Source organism: Mesorhizobium loti (genome assembly GCA_014189435.1).
GTDB lineage: Bacteria > Pseudomonadota > Alphaproteobacteria > Rhizobiales > Rhizobiaceae > Mesorhizobium > Mesorhizobium loti_G.
In genome coordinates this window covers 4,567,301-4,593,454 of record CP050293.1, presented here as the reverse complement: position 1 = coordinate 4,593,454, position 26,154 = coordinate 4,567,301, and the positions used below count along the sequence as shown (strand labels likewise).

At 63.3% G+C, this 26,154-nt stretch carries 1 protein-coding gene; it reads left to right on the top strand.

Features of this window, described 5'->3' with window-relative positions; translation table 11 throughout:
• Positions 1-348: 348 nt before the first annotated feature.
• The gene (locus tag HB777_22110) at positions 349-26,121 is read left to right on the top strand and encodes an LEPR-XLL domain-containing protein (protein ID QND66344.1); all 25,773 of its coding nucleotides are present in this window, start codon (positions 349-351) and stop codon (positions 26,119-26,121) included.
• The last annotated feature ends 33 nt before the right edge of the window (positions 26,122-26,154 follow it).

Genomic DNA, 26,154 nt, shown 5'->3' with positions numbered 1-26,154 from the left:
GGGAGCTATACTAATAGCGATGGAAATATACCCACAGATAATCATATGCTTTTTCGGGGTATACGCCTATGGTTCATATTGTCACAAATTTTACATAAATATAGACTCGTCGCGGTTTCGTGATCGCCTTGCGCCCAAGAATTTTCGGATGTACGTTAGCTTGCGGTCAATTAGCCATAGATGATGTTTGAGGGGGGCAAAATGAACATTTTGTCGAGGCCAGCTTTTTTTGAAGCATTTCAGAAGAGATTAGCCAGCAAAGAACAGACACCCGTCCCTGGCGTATTTGGTCGTTGGCTGGCAAGTTCGCTGTTGCGGCGCTCGCCGGGGCGAGCCCGACGGCCCAGCATGACATCAGATTTGCCGAACCTGGCACTTGAAGCGCTTGAACCGCGTTATCTGCTGTCGGCCGACATCTTGCCTTTCGCAGTCGACATGAACGACTTGGCCGGCGCCGACTATTCGCTGCGCTATGACAATCTGATCCAGGCGATCCAGATCTACGACAACAAGTCGGACACGCTGATCGACCAGCGCAACGTGCAGCAGATCGACTATATCGTGGTGCACGGCACCGCTGCCGACGACAAGCTCACCATAGACTTCGGCGAAGACTTCCTTGCGGCGCTCGACGTGCGTTTCGACGGTGGTGCCGGCAATGACACGCTTGCCATGACCGGCGGCAGCTTCGACGCCGTGCGGCTGGCGACCGACACCGGCCTGTCAGGCAGCATTACCGCGCAAGCCGGAGCGTTGACCCATAGCATTGGCCTGGCAAACGTCGGCGCGGTCGAGGACAATACGACGGCCAGCCAGCGCATTTACGCCGACACTTCCGGGCAAGCGCGGGTGATCCGCATCGGCAGTTCAGATGATTCCAATGACGGTCTGTCGGTGCTTGACGCTGGAGCATTTAACAATCTGATCACCTACAAATTCGCAACTCCGACGGTCTCGTTGACCGTCGACGCGGGCGCGGGCGACGACAGCTTTGTGCTGCGCGAGATCGACCCCGCTCTGGCTGGCAGGGTTGTGTTGAGTGGCGGCGCCGGCAGCGACGCTGTGGTCGGGCCTCCGCAGGACACCGACTGGCATCTCACCGGCGACGGTTCTGGTGATGTTGCTGGGGTGTCCTTCGTTACGGTCGAGAACCTGATCGGTTCCGCTGGCAACGAGGACACCTTTTTTGTTGGTGCGGCTGGAAAATTGAGTGGCGTCATGGCTGGCGGCGACGCCGGCTTCGACAGCATGGTTCTCGACGGCGGCACCTTCGCCTCGGTGAAATATGTAGCCACTGGGCAGACGTCGGGCACGATCACGCGTGACGGTGTCGTGTTCCGCTATGACGGTCTCGAACCGATCACCGACAACACTGTCGTTACGGACCGGGTCATCACGACCAGCAATGCCGACGATGGAGCGACTCTGATCGACAATGGCGCGACACTGACGCTGTCGTCAGGTCTCCTAGGTTCATTCGAGTCGATCACTTTCAACAAGCCCAGCTCCAGCTTGACCATCAATCTCGGCGATGATTCTGGCATTCCTATTTTTTCAAAGGATACCCTGACCATCAACAATGCGGTGAACCTCGGTTCAACCGCACTCATCATCAACGGCCAGGACGGCAAGGACGAGGTGACGATCTCCGGGACGCTGACTGCCGGCGCAGTTACCGTCAATGCCGAGAAGATCAGCGTTTCCAGCACCATAAACGCCAGTTCGGTGACCCTGACAGCAGCGGCGGCGGACGATGGAAAAATCACGGGTGGCGCGTATTTCGCGACCCCGGAGGCAATCATCGACCTGAGCGGCGCCACGATCATCGTGACGGGCGCGGCTCAATTCACCGCAACCGCGACCGCCAATGTCGAGGCTGAGACTTTCGAAGTTGGGCCGCTCGCGGGTGTCATCGCGACGATCCTGCCCGAAGCGCGGGTCAAGTTCAGCAGCACAAATGTGACCGCGGCCAGCCTGTCGGCGTCGAGCACCGTAACCGTCACCCTGACCGCGAAGGACGAGTCCGACGCCGGTTCCGACAACGATGAAAAGAAGGATGCGGCGGTTTCCGTCACCGTTCTGGTCAGCGACGCGATCACCGAAGTGCTCGCGGGCAGCGTGCTCAGCGTCTCGGGCGCGGTGTCGCTGACTGCGACCAGCAACTTGACGATGACCACCGAGGCCGATGGCGGTAGCGGCGGCAAGGGCGCAAGCGTTGCGGTTTCAGAAGTCAATGCGACGACCCGCGCCAATGTCTCGGGCGGTTCGACGATTGGCGCGAATGCCGGCGATACGCCCAATTCGATCGCGCTCGGCGCAACGCTGACCAGCAATATCACGACGACCGCCAAGTCGACGGCAGGCGGATCGGACCAAAGTGCAGGCGGTGACAACGAATCCGAGGAGCGCCTGAAGGACCCCAATAAGGACGGCATCACGTCCGACAAGGCGACGACCAGCAGCGGCGATATCACCTTTGCCGGCGCGGTGACGGTGTCGGATTATCGGCCGACCACCGAAGCCTTCGTTCAGGCCTCCACCCTCACATCCGGTGGCGCGATCACGCTGACCGCGCAATCGACGGACAAGGTGACGGCGACGGCGGACGGCACCAACACGAACTCTTCCTCCAACGGCGCAACCGGCATCGGCGTTGCAGTGGCGCTGAGCATTGCCGACGTCACGACGCGCAGCTATCTCGGCGGCGCCTCGTCGCTGTCGGCGAGTGCGGTGTCATTGAGCGCCACGATTGCGGCCGGCGACAGCTTCATCGCCCAGGCGACCTCCGGTGCCGGCGAAGGCTCCAAGACGCAGGTCGCGGGTTCGCTCGCCATCAATATCGTCATCACCGAGGCTTCCGCCGACGTCGCGGCAAACGCCTCGATCAATCTGAATGGCGCGGATCTGTCGCTCACCGCCCATTCCACCACCGACGTCAAGACCGATGCGGTCCCTGACGACGCGAGCGGCGCCGCAGGCGAACTCGGCATCGGTGGTTCGGTCGCCCTGACCATCGTCGACAATTCCACCTCGGCATCGATCCGCGACAACGCGACCATCGTTGCCGGCGACGCTATCACCATGATTGCGACCGGCAACCATACAGCTGCCACCAAGGCAGAAGCGGGCGCGGAAGGCGGCAATGTTGGCATCGGCGGTGCGGTGGCGATCGACGTCATCGACAACAATACGGAATCGTCCATCGGTTCCGGTAGCGAACTCGACATCACCGGCAATTTGTCGGCCAGCGCCAGCAATCATGGCGTGAGCACGACGCTGGCCGATGGCGATGCCATCGGCTCGACGGCGATCGGCGCGGCGATCGCGCTTGCCTTCGTGGACAACCGTGCGTTCTCGACATCGAACCGCAATCTTCGTTCGAACGGATCGATCAGTCTGTCGGCCGCCAATGACGGTTCCAGCAAGGCGGAGTCGATTGCGAGCGCCGCTGGCGCCGAGAAAGACGAGGACGGCAACACCAAGGCCGACGAGCAACGGGACAAGGAAGTCGGTCTGGCCAACAGCAAGTCGAATGATGGCGACAGCGCCAGCAAATCGGCCAACAGTTCAGGTGGAAGCGGCGGCGGCGATGTTAGCGTCGCGGCAGCGCTTGCTCTCAATGTCTCGTCGTCGCTGGCGGTGGCGTCGATCAATGACGGGCGCACGGTTGTTGCCGGTGAGGGCGCTGGCGTCGGTGAACTCAATTTACAGTCGTCCAACAATATGGATGCGACGGCGAAAGCCGATGGCACCGCAAAGACGAGCGACAGCGGCACCGCTGTCGGTGTCGCCGTGGCGATCAATATCGCGACGATGCGCAACGAGGCGTCGATAGGGGCTGGCAGCATCATCACGGCCGACGGGGTGAAAGCCGAAGCCAAGATGAAGAACGTCGGTGGTGACGTGACGCATCGTTTCGGCGCCGAGTCGACCTCCGGCGCCAGCGGCGGCGATATCGGCGTGGCCGGTTCGTTTGCGCTGAGCTTTGCCGATACCGACACGCTTGGCGTGATTGGTCTCGACCATGCCGATCAGCCAGCAAGCGGCGCCGCGACGGTTACATTGACCGGCGGCAATGTTCTGCTCACGGCGATCAACACGACCGTGACCACCACGACGGCGACCTCCTCCGGGGCCGGAAGCGGCTCGGGCAGCGTCGGCGTCGGCGCGTCGATCGCGCTCGGCATCGGCTTGAACACCACGTTTGCCGGCGTCGAGAACGGCGAGACGGTTAGCGGGACGACAGGCAATTTCACCGTCACCGCGACATCCAATGACACGCTGACGACGACGGCCAAGGCCGGCGCTGAAGGCGCTACCGGCATCGGCGGCGCGATCGCTGTCGCCTATGTCGATAACGATACGGATGCGCACATCGGCACCGGCGGCGGCGCAACGATCACGCTGACGGGCAATTTGGCCGCGCAAGCCTCGCACACCGGTACGGTTCACACGCTTGCCGATGGCGAAGCTGCCGGCAGCAGCGTTGGCGTTGGCGCGTCGATTGCACTGAATATCGGCGAAGTCACCAACGACGCTTTCCTCGGCCGCAATTTCCAGAACGTTGGCACGGTTACGATCACCGCGACCTCGACACTCGACACCAAGGCAGAGTCCAAGGCGAGCTCGAAGGGCCAATCCACCAAGAAGTCCGATGGCACAACGGACAGTGCCAGCTCCGATCAGGAGACGACCAACCAGACCGAGATGGCCAAGAACCAGAGCGGCGGCACCAAGACGCCCTCGCAGAGCGGCGGCAGCAGTCTTGGCCAGGCGGATGGCAACAGCAGTGGGCAGACCGGCAAGGGTACGCAGGGCGGCAACGGCTCCGGTGGCACCAATGTGGCAGCGACGATCGCCGTCAACTTCCTCGATGCGGACAACCAGGCGCAGATCGCCAGCAATGTGACGATCGCCGGCACAGGCGCGATGAAGGTCGAGGCGATCAGCACGACCGACGCGCGGGCATTGGCCACCGCGACGTCCACGAACACCAGTTCCAACACCGGCGTTGCCGCGGCGATCGGCCTCAACATCGTGCTGCTGGACAACAACGCGATGATCGGTTCAAACGCCGATCTGACCGCCGGATCGATCGAGGTCCGCGCCGCGACCGGCAATGGACAGAAGAACACGTTCCAGGCGCGCGCCCTCTCCGGCGCGGTGTCCAAGAACACCGCGGTCGGCGGCTCGGTTGGCGTCAACTATCTCGATGTCAACACGCTGGCATCGGTCGGCGACAATGTCGATCTCGACGCCAACACCGGCAATATCGAGATCGGCGCCGTCAGTCTCAATGAAATGCAGAACCTGGCCGGCGGTGCGGCTTTGAGCACCGGCAGCGGCGGCGGCGGCGTGGGCATCGCGGTCACCGTCAACATCGTCAACGATCTCAACACCAAGGCTCAGACCGGCATCAATCTCGATGCTGAAGCGCAGGGCACGATCAACGTCACCTCGCATGCCGAGCTGCTGCCGATCTCGGAAGACCTGCCGGTCATCGGCTCGTTGGCCGTCACCAGCTTTGCCGCCGGCATCGCCGGTGCGTCCGGCGGCTTTGCCGTCGGCGGTTCGTCCAGCGTCAACGTGATCTTCATGGAGACGCACGCCTCGGTGAACGACAACTCCGATCTCGAGGCCGGAACCGGCATCAAGATCGAGGCGACGGACCTGCTGACCGTGGTCAGCGGGGCGGGCGGCATCGGCCTGACGCTGAACGGCAATGCCGGCGTCGGCATCGGCCTGGACGTGCAGGTGATCACGCGCAACACCAGCGCCTGGATGGGCGGCGGCGCGGACCTCGATACGACCGCCGGCAACATCGTCATCAACGCCGACTCCTTCGACGACATCACTTCGATCGCGGCGACGTTCGGCGGCAGCGCCGGCGGCTCGGCCGGCGTCGCTGCGTCGGTCGGCGTGCTTTACCTCGACACATCGACCCAGGCCTTCGTCGAGGCCGGCAGCACGCTGAACAAATCGCATCTGGGCGCCGGCGGAGGTGTCTCCGTGACGGCGACCGGCGACGCGGACGTGTTCCTGCTGGCTGGCGCGGCGGCGTTCGGCCAAAGCGCCGGCATCGGTATTTCCGGAACGGTGTTTGTCCATCTCGACGATGTGAAGGCGGAGCTCTATGGCGACGCCGACGTGGTCACCGGTGGCGCAAACGGCCTCTCCGTATCGGCGATCTCCACCGATGACGTGCTGATCATCGCAGCCGCCGGCGCTGCTTCCGCGCAGGCGGCGGTCGCCGGTTCGGTCGCGGTGACGGTACTGACCGAGACAACGACGGCTCGCATCGGCGCAAACAGCAAGGTTTCCGGCCAGACGCTCGCCAATGATCCCGGCGTTTCGGTCTTTGCAAGCGACGAAACCGATATCCTGACAATCGCGGGCTCGCTCGCGGTTTCCGCCGGCAGTGCCGGCGTCGGCGCCGGCGTCAATGTGTCGACGCTGACAAAGACGACGACTGCATCGATCGAAGCGGGCGCCGACATCGACGTCGACGGCAATGTGACGGTCGAAGCAACCGGCAACGAGGACATAGGTTCGTTCTCCGTGGCCGCGGGCGCGTCGAGCGGCGCTGGCGTCACGCTGACGGCTGACGTCTTCGTGCTGAATCTGAAGACCCGCGCCTTCATTGGCTCGGACCCGCTGGCGCCGATCGGCGGCCTGACGGATGTGCGGGCACGCGGCAGCGTGCTTGTCCAGGCACTCGACGAGACCGAGATGGACCTGATTGTTGGCGGCGTGGCGATTGGCGGCAGTGCCGGCGTCGGCGTCGCGGCCGGCGTTGCGGTTGTCGACAAGGTGACGGATGCCTTCATCGGCGCAGGCGCACGCGTCACCGGCGAGGGCCACGGTACGGTAGCGGCGAGAACCGGCCGCTACCAAATCGACTATGTAGGCAGCCAGGCGATGTCGAGCTTCGACCCGCAGGGCGGCAACAAGCCGACCGCGAGCAGCCTGGAGGCTGGTACGCCGTCGGGCCTCACCCAGTTCAAGAACCTCGACCAGGAGGGTGGCGACGACGTCCAGCAGGATCCGGGCTTGACCCAGAACCGGGTTGCGACCGCGTCGGTCGATACCGGCTTCCGTGGCGTGGCCGTCTCCGCCTCGGCGAAGGATGATGTCGAGACTTTTGCGATTTCCGTCGGCGGCGGCGGTTCGGTCGGCGTAGCTGTCGGTGCGGCGGTCAACGTCGTCGATACCAAGACGAAGGCGTTCATCGGAGCCGATGCGCAGATCAACCAGGACATGGCCGGCCCCGGAAATGCAGGACAGTCCGTGCTGGTTGCGGCGGCGAGCGACTTCAGCCATGTCGGTGTCGGGGCCGGTGCGGCCTTCGGCGGCGCGGGCGCGGGCGCGCCCGGCGTCGACGTGTCGGTGATCAAGGTTGACACGTTCGCGACGATCAATGACGGCGCGGACATGAAGGCGAACAATGACGTTGCGGTGATCGCCACGTCCAAGGAAAAAGTTATCGTCGTCTCCGCCGGCCTTGCCTTCAGCGGCACGGTCAGCCTGGCGGGCGGTGTCTCGGTGCTGTCGTTTGACACCGAGACCTATGCTCGCGTCGGCGCCAACGCGACGATTGTCGCCGGCGGCGACGTCGCGGTCATGGCCAAGGACGATTCCGAGGTGGTGGTGGTCGCCGGTGCGGTCGCCATCGGCCTGTCGGGCGGCGGTGCCGCCGGATCGGTCGCGGTCGTCAATGTCGACAAGCTCACCGAAGCGACGATCGGCGACAATGCCAGTATCGACGCGTCCGGCAACGGCACCGGCATCGGCGGCGTGCTGACCGGCACGATCGTCGGCGGCAGCAATCCGAGCGGCTTCGGCACGGCCGAGGTGCATGGCGTCATCGTTCAGGCCGAATCCTCGGAAGAGGTCACCAACGTTACGGTCGCCGGTGCCGCCGGCCTTTACGTCGGCCTGGCCGGCTCCGTCACCGTGACGCTGCTCAATTCCGACACCAAGGCGCTGATCGGCGTCGGCGCCGACATCAATCAGGGCGCTGCAGATTACCTCGCCCACCCAGGCACGGTGTCGGGTGCACAAGGCGTCTATGTCAATGCGGCCAACGAGGTCCGGGTCACGTCCTTCGCGGGCGCTCTCGGCGCCGGTTTCGTCGGTCTGGCCGGCGGCATCGACTTCGGCAGCATCAAGAACGATACGGTTGCCGCGATCAACGCCAACGCCATGGTGCGGGCGCGCGGTGACGTCTCGGTCAATGCGGTCGCAATCAAGGTTCTGCGTGGGTTCGCCTTCAGCGGCGGCGTCGGCGTCGCCGGGCTCGGCGCGTCCATATCGGTCTGGTCGATCGGCGAGGCGTTCACCGACTCCTACGAGGACAACCAGGGTGGCAGCGGCAACGCGACGAAGGACGACGGAAGCTCCAAGACCGCCAACGACGAGGCCGGCGAACAGGCCGACGGTGGCGTCGCAGGCATCACTGGGGAATTGGGCCGCTTCGGCAGCGGCGCCAACAGCAACACGGCCGACTCACGGGTCAAGGCCGGTGTTGAAGGCGCCCGCGACAAGGTCGGCGCCAACGCACTGACCTCAGGCGCCCTGACCAACAAGCTGACCGCCGCCGTCACCGACGAGCGCGGCACTACCGCCTCCGTCGAAGGCGGTGCGACGGTCGAGGCTGGTCACGACATCGTCGTGAACGCGCGTGAACAGATGAAAGCCAACATCCTGGTCGGCAGCCTGGGCGCCGGTCTTGTCGGCCTGGGCGCATCGATTTCCGTCGTCAATGTCTCGGGCCAGGTGAGAGCGAAGGCCGGCGGAAACCTCAAGGCTGGCAATGCCATCCGCGTTGAAAGCCATTTCGGCCAGAATATCGATGTCACGACCGTCGCCTTGCAGGCCGGTTTCGTCGGCCTCGGTGCATCGGTCGCGGTGGTCAACGATACCAGCCGTGTTCAGGCCGGCTTGCTCGACAACGCAGTGGTCAACGGCGCGGCCAGCCTTACGGTCTCGGCGAGCAGCAACCAGACGTTTGACGTGCTGACGACCGGCATACAAGCCGGCGCGGTGGCCGTCGGTGCGTCCTACAGCGACGTCACCATCGGCGATGACGACGACAACACCAAGGAAGTCCTGGCTACGATCGGCGCGGGCAGTCAGATTGGGCAGATCGACGCTGTCGGGGCCATCACGGTCCATGCGGACTCGACGATCAACGTGGATTCCGACACCTTCGCGCTGGCTGCCGGGCTCGGCGCGCTGACCTTCAATTTCGCTTTCGTCGATGTTCAGCCGAACGTAGAGGCATCGGTTGGCGGCAGCGCCAACATCAACGCGACGGGCCTCCTCACGGTGGAGGCGTGGACGCTGCACGATGCGACCGGCGACATATTCGCACTTTCGGTCGGCGCACTGGCGGCGGGCACCAGCCTGACGACAGTCAATGTCGTCCCGACGGTGACCGCATTGATCGGGGGCAATTCGACGATTCACGCCGGCGGCATCGTCATGCTGTCGTCGCACAATTACGAGGGCGAGACGGCGACCGACCGCGGGGCGAAGGCCTTTGCGGAAGCCTCCGGCGGTGGCTTGTTCAGCGGCCAGGGCTCGGTGCCGACCGCGAGGTCCAATGCGGTTGCCAACACCACGATCGGCGCCGGCGGCGCATTCACCATCACCGGTGACATCAACATCAAGTCGCGCATTCGCAACTATGCCGTCGCCAATGCCGAGGCCAATTCGTTCGGGGCGGCTGCGGTAGGTGCTTCGTTGGCTGAAGCGGAGGCCAATGGCCAGAGCAACGCCGCGATGAACGCCAACATCGTCTCGGTTACCGACATCATGATCGAAGCGCTTGCCGTAAATGGTGCGCTTGCCGTAGCCGAAACGGCCGGCGGAGGCCTTCTGGCGGGGATCACCGTCAATCGCGCGACCGCGACCGCGAGCCCGTCTTCGGTAAGCGCCGCGATCGGCAACAACACGTCGATCCAATCGGCACGCAATGTGCGGCTCAAGGCCCAGGCCCAGACGGAGGGCGACTCGAAAGTAGTCGGGTCCACAATAGGCGGCATAGCCGCGGTTGGGGACGCCGATGCGGAAACCCATGTTAACCCGACGGTCGCGAGTTCAATCGGCGCCGGCGTGGTGATCAACGCGACCGGCGATATCCTGGTCGAAGCCTCCGCCTCGCCGATCCCCGGCGAGCAACCGACCTACGAAATCGTCGATGTCGATGGCACCGCCAACACGATCACCGTGAACGGGCATGGACTGGTGACTGGCGATACGGTCGAATATGATGCCGGAAACGTCGGCGCCGTCATTCCGGGCCTCAAGTGGCCGGATCCGGCCGATTCGGCGGTGAACCGCCAGTACAGCGTGATCAATGTCGTCAATGCAGGCGTGACAGATCCCAACACGCTCTATTTCGGCTCCGTCTTTAACGCCGCCGACATCGATCCGAACACCGAGATCATCGAGTTCGCGGGTGGCCACAATTTCCTGAGCGGCGATGCCGTCCGCTACTATCCGGGACCGGACGAAACAGTCGACAGCTTTGGGCTGACCGAGGGCAACCTCTACTATGTGCTGGTTATCGACGGGTCACACATCAAGCTGGTGAACAGCTTCGACAAGGCGGTCAACCCGCAGAATTACCTCAAGAATTTCCAGCCGGACGATGTCTCGGGCAACAGCATAACCATCGCCGGGCATGGCTTCGTCAACGGCACGGCGGTGACCTATGAGGCACCGGACGCGCGCACCTTCGTCAGTCGTCAGGTCGACGTCAATTCGAGCAGCCTCAATCCCGACGGCTCGCCGATCGCCGATGCCAACGCCGACAACATCCGTTTCTTCGACGATAACGGAAACGCGCTGGCGCACGGTTTCGCCGAGGGCGAGCACGTTGTCTACGACGTCAAGAATGCGAGCGGAGGAACCGGTCTGGCGATCGGCGGCCTGGTCGACGGCCAGACCTATCGCGTGCATGTCGTCAACTCCTCGACGATCCAGCTCAAGCGTAACGACGCGATCACCGAACAGGTGCAGTTCATTCGCAATGCCGCTGGCGACCAGATCAAGCGAACTGACGGCCTCAACTGGGCCGACAACGGCTTTGGAAACGGCACGCTGTTCATCAGCGGCGGCCTCGTCAATTCCGGCACGTACACGATCGTCGGCGTATCCGGTGATACGCTGACCCTTCTTGAGAAGAACACCGTCACAGCAGGTACGCTGACGAGGGACTTCGATCAGCCGATCATCGCGCTGAACCCGAACAAGGGTCTCAGCGCCAATCCGGCGCTCAATGTCGGCGCCAGCGATACGCATTCGCTGGTCAATGCCAAGAATCTGCCGATCGGCGGGCTCGAAGACGGCAAGACCTATTATGTGCGCGGCGTCAGCGGCGCTGGCGACAACACGTTCGAACTGTGGAATGCGCCGAGCGGCGGCAGTCAGATCGTTCTGACGCCGACGGCAATTGCTGGCCCCTACGGCAATCACAGCCTCACTGCGCTTGCGGTCGACATCTCGGCAGCCGGCGACAGCGAGCAGCAACTGCGCATCGACATCAATGACAGCGCCACATCGGCGGCGCCGGGCCAGTTCCTGTTCGGTCCGGGCGAAGTTCCGCTCAGCGAAATCGCACCGCAATCGGGCGACGGCGTATCGTCAGCTTACTCGAAGGGGTCCGGCGGCGGGTTCGTTGGAGTCAACGGCAATGATGCCGACGTTTTCAGCAGTCCGAATGTCTCGGCGACGATCTCCGCGACGCAGATCACGACGGTGGGCGACGTGACTGTCAGCGCGTCGGCGACGACCAATACGTCCAGCTACGCGGTCAACGGCACGGGCGGCTTCGTCGCCGTCGGTGATGCCGACGCGAGCAGCTTCCAGGACATCACGAGCACGGCGACGATCAGTGATGGCACGCGCATCGTGGCGGGCAAGAACTTCACGCTTGCCTCGGCAAGCAATGCCATTACCAGCGCCTCCTCGCAGGCGAGCGCTGGCGGTGCGGTCGGCCTGGCCGACCCGAGCACCGATGTCCGCATCGAATACAACACGGTTTCGACAATCGGCTCCAACGCCATCGTTCTGGCCGGTCAGCTGGCCAAGGCCACGGCGAATGCATCCGTCGATGTGACGGCCAAGTCGACCGGCTCCGGCATCGGCTTCGGCGGTGACGGCGACGCCGTCACACATGTCAATATTGGCTCCCCGGACGCCGATCCGGACGCCGACCAGGCCGACGCGATCGTCTCGCTGGCGGCCAATGCCGTGCTCAGCGCGCGGCGCACTTCGCTTGCGGCGCGAGTTGACAAGTTCCACGTCTTCTCCGGCAGCGACGGACGCGGCGCCGGATTCTACGGCGAGGGCGAGGCCGAAAGCACGATCACGGCACGGCCGAACGCGCAGGTGCGGATCAATGCGGGCGCCGACCTGACGGGTTGGGAAGGCGTCGACCTGATCACCCGCTACGACAATGTCAACACGCATGCGAAATCCTATGCCCGGTCGACGGGCCTGTTCGGCTTCGTCGATTCCGACGCGCATAACGACACCGACGTCTCGTCCGAGATTTTTGGTGCGGCAGGCGCATTGGTGACAGCCGGTCCGCGCGACAACGGCGATGCCGTGCTTGGACATCCGGATTATCCGCAGGAACCTGGAAGCTCGGCCGAGCACCTGGCCTTGTTCGCCTCGACCGTGAACGGCTCGATCTCGCAGACAGATGACGCCGATGACAGCAAGCGCTCGCTCGCCGCCGGCGGATCGAGCGGCAGCAGCCCAGATGACAGACCGCAATCGATCAATTTCAGCTCCGACGTGCTGATCCTTTCCGGCCGTTCACCCGAACTGGTCGTCAAGCAACTGAACATCGGCCTCGACGGCCAGATCGATGTCGCGGTCGAAGTGTCGGTCAACGACACCGCGGGCGGCGGCGGTGCGGCCGAAGGCGAAGGCAGCACGATCCAAAGCAACGACATTGTCGTCAACAACATCGTCAATCCGGGTCCCGGCGACGTGGTGTTCGATTCGAACTCGATGATCGGCGCAGGCGGCACCTGGACGTTCCGCGATACGTTGCAGCGCGTGTCGATCCGCAACGAGTCCGACAAGGACATCATTATCAACAATATCGATGTCGTCACCGACGAGCAGCCGCTGGCATGGCTCAATCCGTCGCAGAGTGTGACGCTGACCTTCAACGTGGTGCGCGAAGTCGCGCCAACACTGATCGAGATCACCGACACCGGTGGCCATTCCGATATCTACATCAACGGCACGATCGACAACCCGATCGGCACGACGTCGATCGTCAACACTGACGGATCGGTGTTCGCCACCAACGATCGCGGCGTCACTGGCAGTGATGGCCGCCAGTCGCTGATCCGTACGCACATCCTGAACATTCGCGCCGACGAAAACATCGGCGCGACCGGTGCGCGCGTGAACATCGACATCGTCGACAGCGCCGGCCTGCCGCTCGGCATAGGCTTCGACACCGGCCGCGTCGCCGGCTTGACGAACCAGGTATTCCTTGGGGTCGAGAACCGTTTCTATACCGGCCAACTGGTCCGCTACGATGCCGTGACCACGGCCATCGGCGGGCTCACCGACGGCGGCTATTACTACATCATCGCTTCGCCCGATGGGCAGAGCGTCAAGTTGGCGACCACGTTGACAAACGCTCTGGCCGGCACGGCCATCGATCTGGCACCGGGTGGCGCGCTGACCGATCTGCACAGCCTGATTTCGGCTGAAACCTTCACCGCTGACGCGCTCGGCAACATCAACCTTGACCTCAAGGCGCTGCTGCGCGAGGCGCCGGCCGGCGGCTTCTACATCGTCGAGATCGACCGGATCAATGCCGGCAACACGGCCGATGTGCTGCTGCAAGCCAGCATTGAACAGTTCGGCGACGGTCTGTCCGGCGGCCTGCTGGTCAAGGCGCCGGCGTTGCCCGCGGGCGGACAGACCTACTACAATAAATTCCGGCCGGATGAGGGCGCTATCCCGTCGCTGAGCCGTGGTGTCTTCGCCACCGGCAACACGGAGATCGCGTCGACCTATGATTTCCGGGGCCTTGACCCGGCAACCGGCCTGCGCACGTTGCCTGGGCTGCAGGCAGGCTCGGTCGTCACGGGCGGTGACATCATCGTCGCGGCAGCCAATCCCGCACCTGCGGCGACCACCATCAACGTCCTTGGCATCACCGAGATCGCCGGCGCTGGCGACATCGACGTGCTGACCAATGGCTACATCGCGCTGACGGAAAAGACCGGTGACATGCGCGTCGAGCGCATTCGCTCCAACGCCTCGGATGTGCTGCTGTATTCGCCCCGGCGCATCCTCGATGCGCGCGATGACAACGGCAACCCGACCTTGATCGAGGCAGATGTCTCGGGCCGCAACATCACCATGGCCGCTGGCGTGGGGCTGTTTAACCCGACCCATTTCCAGGTGGCTGCCGAGGTGCTCAACCCGACACTGCTTGACATCAATTCGGCCCTGGGCGGCATTGGTGAGCCGGGCAATTTCCTCGAGATCAACGTTGACAACCGCAATGGCGTCGGTGGTCTTGGCGTGCTGCGCGCCTTCGACATCAGCGCGGATGCGACCTTGGGCATCTTCCTCGACGAAGTCGTCGGCGACATGCATGTTCATACCGTCCACACGATCCGTGATGTGTCGCTAAGGACCGTCGCAGGCTCGATCCTGGATTCACGCAACAACGGCTTGGGCGACGATTTGGCCGACGTGATGGGGCAGACCATCGACCTCGACGCCAACGGCAACGGCTCCATCGGCGCCTTTACCAACGACCTCGAGATCGATTCGTCACGCGGTTCGAGCGATGACGACGTCGCGCTCGAAGCCGGCAACAACATTTACCTGGCCGAAGCGCCGGAGGTTCCCGGCGGCACCGCCGGCAATCTGCGGCTGGTGCTGGCGCACACCTATGATGGCGATATCCGCATCACGGTGCGCGAGACCTCGGTTCAGGGCGAGAACCTCGACCTGCTGCACAGCGGCAGTGCCCGCTTCGGTGAAGATGGCACGACCTTCCCGACCTTCCAGCCCGATGCGTCACGTGCGATCGCACATGGCCAGATCTTCGCCGAAAAGGGTTCCGTGCTGCTGCGCGTCGGCGACAACGTAACGCTCGATTCCAACAGCGAAACGCTGGCGGCCAAGAGCATCGACATCTATGGCGACGTGTCGGCGACCAACGAGGTCATCCATGCGCTCGTCAACCTGGATTTCGCCTTCGGCACCGTGATGGTGCTGCGTGGCCGCATCATCGCCAACGCAACCGTGGTGCCAGGCAACAAGACGATCGGCGTGCCGGTCGGCTCGGCAACGCCGACGCTGACAGCGAACCCGGTCACCGGACCGACCGTGCTGACCCGAATCTTCGGCAATACGGATGTCGACACGATCCAGTTCGGCGACACGTCCGGTGCCGGTGGCACCAACACCCAGGGCAGCGCCGGTTACATCTTCCTCGGCTCGAAGACGCGCGCCTATGGCAGCCAGAACCTCGATGTGAACAACGTCGATGGCGAAGACCGCTTCCGCGTCTACTACCTCCAGGATACCGCGACGCAAACCTCTCCGAACATGCAGACGGCGGCCGAGCACACGCTTACGCTCGACGGCGTGTCGGGCACCGATCTCTATGAGATCTACACGCTTGGCTCCAACAATCCGGGGCAGGGCACCGCGGGCACCGACTTCCAGCGCAATTACGTCATCAACATTCTCGACAGTGGGCGCTCCATCGACGGTGTCGATGAACTGACGATCTTCGGGTACGATTCAGCGCAGAATGGTCTGGTCGGCGGCAACAAGCCGATCGACGACATCTTCCTGCTGCGCGGCGCCAACTATCTGCCGCACGAAGCCGCCGACCGTCCCGGCTACGTCGCTATGGTCTACGGACAGCCGAAGACCTATGCCGATACGATCGAAGACAATGAGCCTTCGAACGAAGTCGCGCGCATCAACTACGACACCGCGCTCAATGGCCGGATCACCATCGAGGGGCAGGGCGGCAACGACAATTTCTACTCCGACGACACCACGGCGATCGTTTCGCTGCAAGGCGGCGCCGGCGACGACTCCTTCAACATCGGCCAGATATTCGGCACCAAACGCACCGGCGATGCGGAAGACGGCGTCACGCCGTTCTTCGGCGGCAACCTGCTCGACCAGGACGTGTTCCCCGACATGGTGGCCACGACACGCGGCTGGCTGAGCCCCGGCATCAGTGCGCCGATGGTCGCGCAAGGCGGCACCGGCAACGACGAATTCCGGGTCTATGCCAACCAGGCCGAATTGCGGCTCGAAGGCGACGACAACAACGACCTGTTCATCGTCCGCGCGTTCGCCATTGCGGCGGTCGCCAACCAGGACTGGAACGGTGACGGCACGATCGATCAAGACGACTTGCCGGCGGTTACGCTCGACACCAATGGCGATGGCGTGATCAATTTCGCCGACGCTGACTCGACGCCGGACGACTACACCGACGACGTCATCGTGCTGGACGACTTCGGTGTCGCCAAGCCGATCATCGGGCTCGGCTTCTCGGTCGCGCGCGCGCCGGACATCCGCGCCGGCGGCGGCGAAGACGAAGTGCAATACAACGTCAACGCGCCGGTCTCGGTCGACGGCGGCACCGGCTTTGACAAGCTGGTTATCCTCGGCACGGAATTCGCCGACGATTTCGCCATCACCGACAAGGGTATCTTCGGCGCCGGCCTCAACGTTCGCTACACCACGATCGAAGTGGTCGAGGTCGACGGGCTTGAAGGCGACGACGAATTCTTCGTCCAATCGACGGCTTTCGGCGTGGCCTATCGCGTTATCGGCGGCCTGGGTTCCGACACGATCAATGTCGCTGGCGATGTCACGGAAGACATCATCACACGTGAACTCGAAGGCGCCTCCGGCGCTGTCGACCACCTCGTCACCTCGGGCGATCCACTTTACGATGGCGTGCTGGTCGACGGCTTCGACTATCACGTGGCCGGCCCCCAGGAGGGCATCGTCCGCATCGACGAGACGAATGGCTTCACAGCTGTTCGGGAAGGCGGACCGCACAATGTCGACAGCTATACCGTCAGGCTGGCGGTGGCGCCGCTGGCCGGCCAGATCATCTATGTGACGATCTCGGCGGCACGTTCGCCACAGCAGGAAGAAGACGGCACGCTGATCAATCCGGCACCGTTGCCGAATGGCATCGGCGATACGATCTGGCTTTCGAAGCTGGATCCCGGCGCCGTCGGAACCGACGGCGAATTCCAGCATGTCATCACCATCAACGGCGTTCCGACGATCATCAACGACCGCTCGATCGTACTGGCCTTCGACAGCACCAACTGGAACACGGCGCAGAACGTGTACCTCTATGCGCCCGACGATTTGCGCGCCGAGGGCGATCGGGTGGTTGTCGTCCAGCACAGCGTCATCTCCGACACGAGCGGTGTCGCGCCGGCACTGCTGGCCGCGGCCTATCCGAACGGCGATCCCTTCGACGCGGCGGACGTGCGCAACGTCGAGGTCGACCTGCGTGACAACGACACGCCCGGAATCTATGTCACCGAGGTGACGCCCGGCACGAACACCGAAGATGGCCGCTCGCTGGTCATCGAAGGCAATGCCACGACCAAGCTGAATGACGAACTGCTGGTGCAGCTCGCCAAGGCGCCCGACGCGGGCGACACGATCGTCGTCAAGTTGTACGTCAACGAGTTCAGCGACGAAAACATCATGATCTACGACGTCGATGACCCGAACGGTCTCGACAACCGCATGTTCAAGGGTGCCGACGGCTACTGGCGCATCACGTTCGACAGCGGTAACTGGAACGATGCGGTGCGCGTCGGCATCGAAGCGCGCGACGACATCCCGCGTGAGGATCCGCACACAGCGGCGATCTTCTTCCAGCTCGACCAGGCGCTGACAGTCGACGCCAACCACAACTACGTGTTCCCGAACCTGCGCTCAGGCCCGGGCTATGTCGACATCGACGTGATCGACAATGACAGCGCCGGCGCGGTTGTGCTGGAGAGTGAAGGCAATACGCTGCTCAACGGCGACGGGTCGGACACCGACGACTATACGATCCGGCTGACCAAGGCGCCGTCGACCAACGTCAGCGTCGCGGTACTCACGGACGGTCTGGCGGATGTCGTTAGTGTCAATGGCGTCGCGGTCACGCCCGGCTCCGGATACAGCATCATTGGCGGCCTCAGGCCAACGCAGATATTCGACGGCAATCTTGTCTTCTCCAACGAAGGCGGCTTGGGTAAGGTCACGCGTGGCACGGGTGCCGATCTCGGCAGCTTCGTCGATGAAGGCTTCTTCGTCGGCCAGCAGATACGCATCGGCAATGCCGGCGCCGGCAGCGGCGACTATTTCATCACCTCGATCGATGCGGATGGAAAGTTCTTCAAAGTCGACAGGCTGTTGGCAGCGACAGGCGCGAAGGACGACGTCATCCTGTCCGATCTGGCGCGGGACGGTGAGTACACCGGCAACATCCGCTTTGAGCAGGTCATGGAAGACGGTGTTCCGACCTACCGGATCACCATCGCCGGACTTGGCGACAAGGACGATGGCTGGCTGTCATTCGGTTTCCTCGAAGGACAGTGGATCCGCGTGTTCGATACGGCCGACAATCTGATCGGCGACTTCAAGATCGCGATCATCCGCGGCGACAACGACACCAAGGACACCTCGATCCAGATCACCGGCACCAATGTCGCGCAGATCCTGCCGCATCTCGGCGCCACGCTGAACGACGTGCGCGTGGTTCGCACCGCGGCCGTGGCCGTGTTCACGCCGGCCAACTATTACCAGCAGCAGACGGTCGAGCTGCGCGCCGACGCCGAATACGAAGTGCCGATAACCCGCGAAGGCGTCAAGGTCTTCCCGGTTTCCGGCCATTACCTGTCCAAGCTGCGCGGACCCTTGGCTGTCGAGGGCGGCGTCACCGGCGCCGACCGTTCGCTCGAGAACGGCCTCAAGCTGCCTGGCGAAGCCGACGACTTCCTGATCGCGATCGGCCAGCAGCCGCCGGAATCGCAACAGATCGACGTGCTGAACATCTTCAACGACACCAGCAAGGAAGATGTCGGCGGCGTGATGACGGCGACGACGCTCACCGGCTTCAACATGGCTGACAATCTAAGCCTGGGGCTCGGTGTGACCGGCGATCCGACTTTCGGTGAATCCGGCTTCTTCCCGGGTGGCATCAGCTTCGGACGCATCAGCGTCGACCAGAACGGCGATTTCGGCACCGACGGCACCAAGAGCACCATCGAGGTGGTCAATCTGATGCTCGGTGAAGGCAACGACAAGCTCGTCATCGAGGGCACGCTCAATCCTGCGCCGCCGGTGCAGGTGACGAGCACGTTCGACATAACGCCATCCGGCGTCAACGGCGGCACCATCGTGCGCACCGGATTCGACTGGAAAGCGATGGGCTTCCTCGTCGGCCAAACGGTGAAGATCGACAACCTGCCGGGCGTCTGGACGATCGTCGCCATCAATGATGCGCTGATCAATCCGGCCAATCCGGCCGAAGGCGCGGATCCGAATGACAACTCGATCCTGGTTCTGAGCGGACCGACGCTGGCCAGCGTGGCGGACGGGCCGCACACCATCACCGCCTTCGACAAGGATGTGATCACCCCGAACAAGTCGGTGGATGTGGCCACGACGACGGCGGGCGGCATTCTCACGCGCACCGACGGCGGCAACTGGGCCGGCTTTGCGGTCGGGGACTTCATCTCGATCGATGAGGACTTTGCGCAGGGCGAGTATCAGATCGTGGCGATCGCCGGCGCGGTCATGCGCGTCATCGGCGGACAACTCGCGCCGGTCTCGGAAGCACCGCGCACCATCAATCGCATCAACCCGGTGACCAACGCCGTGCTGCAGACCGTGGTGGCCGAAGTCGATGTCGACCCAACTTATACCGGCGGCATCGTCACGCGCCACGACAACGTCAAATGGGCCGCTGAAGGCTACCTCGCCGGACATCTGGTGACGATGGTCGATGCCAGCGGCAAGCGTGACTTCCGCATCATCGAGATATCGGAAGACGGCTTCTCGCTGACGCTCGAAGGCGCGCCGCTCGCGACGCAAAACGGCGCGGTGAAGAGCTTCTACGTGCAAGGCCAGCATGGCGGGCTGACGCTCGTTCATGGCGGCGGCAACATGTATCTGGAAAGCACCGGCCCGATGAACATCGCCGCCGGAACCGGTGGACAGATCATCGTCACCCGTCAGGACGGCCGCGACTGGTCGGAGGACCGCTATCAGGTTGGCCAGGTGATCCAGCTTGCGGGCGAAACCTACACGCGCACCATTCTGGCGATCGCCGATGCGACCCTGCCGGCGCCGGCCAACTCCGCGCTGACATGGGGTGACGGCAGCAAGCTGGTGCTCAGCGCACCGAACACACGCGCCGGCCAGCCAGCCGGCACGGTGCTCGCGCCCAACGCGTTCAACAGCTATGCCGAGCGTTCACTACACGTCGCGGAGCCGCGCGCCATCACCGGCACGGCGACCGTCAGCATCGCTACCAACAGCCTGACACGCAGTCTCGGCAGCTGGCTGGCGGATGGCTTCTATGTGGGCCAGAAAGTGCAACTGAGCGGATTTGCCGGCACGTTCACCATCCAGGCGCTCACTGCGAGCGTGATAACGCTGCAGAGCGTTGCGCTGACGCCGAAAGCCGGTGTTTCGATGACTGTCTCCGGTGTCGATATAACGCTGGACGGTGGCACGCGTGTCGGTGGCGACCACATTATCGTCACCGGCGGCGCCGGGCCGAACTCGCCACTGGTCATCTATGGCGACACCAGCCAGGACGGAATCTGGTATTCCGGCCAGGCGCACAATGTCTTGGGTATGGAATTCGGCGAGAAGCCGTTCGATCCGTTCCCCGAACTGCAGGACGGCGAGAACGAGGATGACGAGTGGGTGTTCCCGCTCGCCAATCCCTACAAGCTCGCCGGCAACGACATCATCGACGCCAGCGCCTTGTTCGCCGGCACGTCGTCGGCAAACCTGCCGAGCGTCGGCCTGACGATCTATGGCGGCGCGGGCAACGACACGATCTACGGCAGCCAGGCCGGCGATCATCTCGCCGGCGGTTCCGGCGACGACCTGATCATCGGCAATCGCGGCGCCGACCACATCTATGGCGATAGCGGCGTCAACGTGAACATCTTCACGCGCCAGCTGTTCATCGACACGGTCGACAACAGTCCATTGCCTTCGGCCAATCCGAATGCCGACACCAACGGCACGACGATCAAGCCGGTCAAGTCGTCGGTTCGTGACCTGATGAATGCGGGCGACGACGTGATCTTCGGTGATGGCGCTTCGCATCTCGGCTATGGGCCGAGTTCGGTCGCGGCTGCCGGCCTGCTCGGCGACTTCGACGACATCATCTTCGCCGATCACGGCGTGATCGAAATGTTCGTCGACGATCCGAACTTCCCGTCAGCCTTGAAGCAGCGCATCCAGACGACCGAGCTGGCGTTGGTCACCGGCATCAAATCGGCCGAACTGCAGAATGGCGGCGACGACGTGGTGTTCGGCGGCCTCGACCGCGACGTCATCGTCGGCGGCGCCGGGAATGATCTGCTCGATGGTGACCAGCAGGACGATCGCGTCTTCGGCGACAACGTCTACCTGTCGCGCCAGGGCGGCGCTGACGGCAATCTGTTGGATGATACGTTCAGCCTGCGCTTCCAGACATTGGCCGGAACGTTGATGTACAGCCGTACCGACCGGCCGATGCCGGCCGGCCTTGGCACGGTCAATGCCGACAACAGCGGCTTGCTGCTGGTCGACGGTGTCGCGCGGCGGTATCGCGATCCGGACGGCGCTCCGTGGTGGAGCGAGTATTCGGTCGATTACGCGGCACTGCACACCTTCGCCTTCGACGAGGGCACGGTCGGCGTCGGCAGCTTCGGCAACGACTACATCGCCGGCAGCGAAGGCAATGACGAACTGTTCGGTCAGCTCGGCCATGACGTGGTGCAGGGCGACGGCGGCATCGAGCTTGCCTTTGCCGGTACCTCGCATGTCGGCGCATCGCGCACATCCGGCGGCGTCACCGATCCGATCGGTCCGCTCACGGTAATCGCTTCCTTCACGGCGGCGACCGACGGCCAGGACTATATCGAAGGCGGTGGCGGCGACGACCAGATATTCGGCGGTCTCGGCCAGGATGACCTGATCGGCGGTTCCTCGTCCTTCTTCAGCCTCATCGATCCGAATATGCGGCCTGACGGAGACGATTACATTTTCGGCGGCGCCGGCATCGAGATCGACCGCAATGACGACAATTTGCCGAATGACGGCACGCTGGCCAATTCGCGCTTTGCTCGCGATGCCGACTCCATGATCGGCGACAACGGCAACATCGTGCGGATCGTCGGCGTCAATCACACCGACATCAATCCGAACGGCACGGTTGGGCAGCAGCTTTATGTCCAGTACAATTACGACGTGAACGACCCGGCGCGCGCTGGTGGCGAACGCCTTGTCGTGCGCGGCATCCATCTGCTCGACTACACGCCGGGCGGCCCGGACTTCCGTCCGGACCTGTTCTCCAAAACCAACCCGAACGATCCTGCCTATCGCAGCGAGTTCGGCCTATGGGCCAAGCAGGATATCGGCGGCCATGACGAGTTCCATGGCGAGACCGGTGACGACACCGCCTATGGCGGCGGCGGCCATGACCGGATCTTCGGCGATGCCGAGAACGACGATCTGATCGGCGGCTGGGGCAATGACTGGATCTCCGGTGGTACCGGTGAGGACGGCATCCTGGGTGACGACGGCCGCATCTTCACCAGCCGCAACAGCGCGACCTACGGCGAAAGCCTGTTCGGCGTGCTGCCATTGCTGGCGACCGATCCGGATACGCGCACCAGCCAGGGCGATGTGCTCAACGAGTTCATCTACACGCCCGGACAGGTGCAGACCGAGACGATCAATGTCGGCGGCAAGATGAAGAAGGCGGTCGACCTGACCCCTTACAATCTGACGCCGAACGCGCAGGGCGGCGACAATCCGCTGTTCGACGCCAATGTCGTCGACGATATCATTTTCGGTGGCCTGGGTGACGACTTCATCCATGGCGGTTCCGGCGACGATGCGGTCGGCGGCGGCGAAGCTCTGCCAGATTCCTACACGCAGCGCTTCGATGCGGCGGGCAATGTTGTCGGCATCGTGCGCACCGACTTCTCGCGGCCATGGAACCCTGGCGACGTGCTGCGGTTCGGTCCCGACAGCGATCCGTGGAACGCACCCAAGCCTGTGCAGAGCCGGCTCGGCGAGTTCTTCCTCTATGACGAGTACGATCCGCGCCGGACAATCATGTTCAACGCCGATGGTTCGGTATGGAAGGCCGGCCCGGCACCTACCACGCGCCAGTATTTCCTCAACCTCGTCGACAATGAAGGACCGCTGGTTAACGGTGCGATCGCTTTTGCGCCGAACGGCACACCGACGGCGTTTGCACAACGCAACACCGATGGCAACGATGCGGTCTTCGGTGACCTGGGCAATGACTGGATCGTTGGTGGCACCGGCCGCGACCATATCTATGGCGGCTGGGGCAACGACCTCATGAACGCTGACGATGTGCTCTCGACCAACAACTGGCTGAACGACCAGCCAGAGACGCACCCAATGTATGAGGACCGCGTTTTCGGTGGGGCCGGGCTCGACATCCTGATCGGCAACACCGGTGGCGATCGCCTGATCGATTGGGTCGGGGAGTACAACAGCTACCTGGTGCCGTTCGCACCGTTCGGTATCGCGACGGTAAGCCGCCAGGTGCCGCCGCAACTGTTCGACTTCCTCTATGCGCAGGCATTCAGCGACGGCGTCGACATCACCCGCACCGCTGACACTGGCAGCATCAACGGAGACGACAAGTACAGCCACGTCCATATGTTCATGGGCGGCGTGGAAGGTGAAATCGGCCTGATCACCCAGAAGGATCATGGCTTCTGGCAGGATCAGACCGGCGGTCCGACGGATCCCCAGGCTGGCAACATCCCGGGCGGCAAGCGAGACGTGTTGCGCACCGCTGACTTCAACGACGGCAATGCCAAGGTCGTGGCGGTTGACGAGGGCAATTTCGCAGTCGCCAGCGGCAAGCTGACCGTTCAGTCGGCAAGCACCTGGGATCAGGCAGCCGCGGTTCTCTATCTCGACGTCTATACGCCGATCTACTACGAGCTCGCGGCGACCTTGACGACCGACAAGCCGACGGGCGGCTGGAAGGCCAACTCCTACATAATCTTCGACTATTATTCGCCGACCGATTTCAAATATGCCGGCATCAATATCTCGAACGACCAGATCGAGATGGGCTACCGCGACGCCAGCGGCTGGCATCAGTTGGTCAAGTCCAACAAGCCGGTGCAGCTCAAGGCGAACCAGGCTTACGATGTTCTGCTCGCAGTCAACGGCACGAACGTGAGTTTGACCGTGGCCGGCGTAAATTGGTTCAGCTACACCTTCGCGCCGCGCATCGTCGATGGCCAGCCAGTGGCGCTGAACAAGGGCCTCGTCGGTGTCGGCAACAGCGGCTCGAAGGGTACGGTGGACAACTTCCGTGTCCAGGTCTTGCCGCCACAGATCACGCTCGACTACGCAGCCGAGTTCAACGGGCCGCCGACCTATCCGATGTCGAAGACCGCGGCTCAAGGCTGGACGCTCTCGGGCGGCAGGCTGAATGCGGCGGCCGGCGCCGGCACCAATCTGCTGGATGTCGGCCCGGCGATCGGGGCGGACGCCTATCTGGAACTGACGGCGAAGTTGAAGACCGCCGGGACCGCTGGCATCGTCTTCGACTACTACGGCGCCAACGACTACAAGTTCGTCACCCTGGATGTGGTCGGCCAGAAGGTTTTGGTCGGACACGTGACGTCGAAGGGCGGCACGGTGATCGATCAGAGCTTCGCGCGCACGCTCAGTTCAACGACGGACTATGACGTCCAGTTGACCATACGAGGCGCAGCCCTCTCGATCGCCGTCAACGGCGCATTCGTCGGCAGTTATGGCTTCAATGCAGCCGTTGCCGATGGCGAGTTCGGTCTGGTGACAGGCAATGCAGGGGCGTCCTTCGACCGGCTGCAGGTCCGCACCAACGCGTCGGCGTTCAGCACCAGCTCCAATCAGCTGGCGCTTGCTTCGCTCGGCCAGGCCGCGGACACGGCAACGGCGGTCGGCATCGATCAGGCCAAGGCGATGCTGGCGCAGGCGGTGGCGATCTGGTCGGGCAGCGGCCAACTCGACGCGGCACAGCTCGCAAAGCTGTCGAACCTGGATGTGCAGATCATCGATCTGCCTGGCTCGGCGCTGGCACAATCGGTGTTCGGCGCGGTGCTGATCGACCGCAACGCGGCCGGACAGGGCTGGTTCGTCGACCTGTCGCCTCTCGACAGCAGCGAATTCCAGCTCGATGCCTCCGGGCACCTGACGGCGTTGCCGGGCGGCGCCGCCGATGGACGGATGGACCTTCTGTCGGTGCTGATCCACGAAATCGGTCATCAGGCGGGCTTCGAGCACGATGAGAGCGAGGCGGGCGTGATGTCGGCTGAGTTGGCCGCCGGCGAGCGCCGGCTGCCGGAGGCCGGATCTGCCGGTCCGCTGACTGAAACGCAGCTCTTCCATGATGGCCTGGGCGTCTTTGTCGGCGCGCAGGAGCATGGATTGCTCCAGAGCGCTGGCATCGCGCCGGCCGAAGCGGTTGGTGAGGTCTCGACGATACCGAGCGCAAGAGCTTCCGGCGGTGCGGCGGCGGCGCATTCCAGGTCTGAGGCCGATGCAAGCGCCAAGACCGACGATATCGTGCTGACCGGGGCTCCTTCCGGCTTGCAGGCAAGCGGCCAGCTCAACTGGGTGTTTGATGAAGCCAGCGGAACCTTTGTTGCCGCACAGGGCCGGCAGCAAGACCGTCCGCACGACGCAGCGCCGAATGCGGATCATGACGATGGCGACGCAACTTCGGACGACCTCAATGGTCTCGCCGAATGGAGCAACCGCAAGGGTCTGCTGTCGCGCCTGTCCAGTCTGTTTGGAGTGCGATGAGACAATGATGGCGGCGCAGTTCACACATTTCGC

Excerpts from the sequence above, each read along its gene's own strand:
- HB777_22110 (QND66344.1), top strand. The coding sequence starts at position 349 with ATGACATCAGATTTGCCGAACCTGGCACTTGAAGCGCTTGAACCGCGT.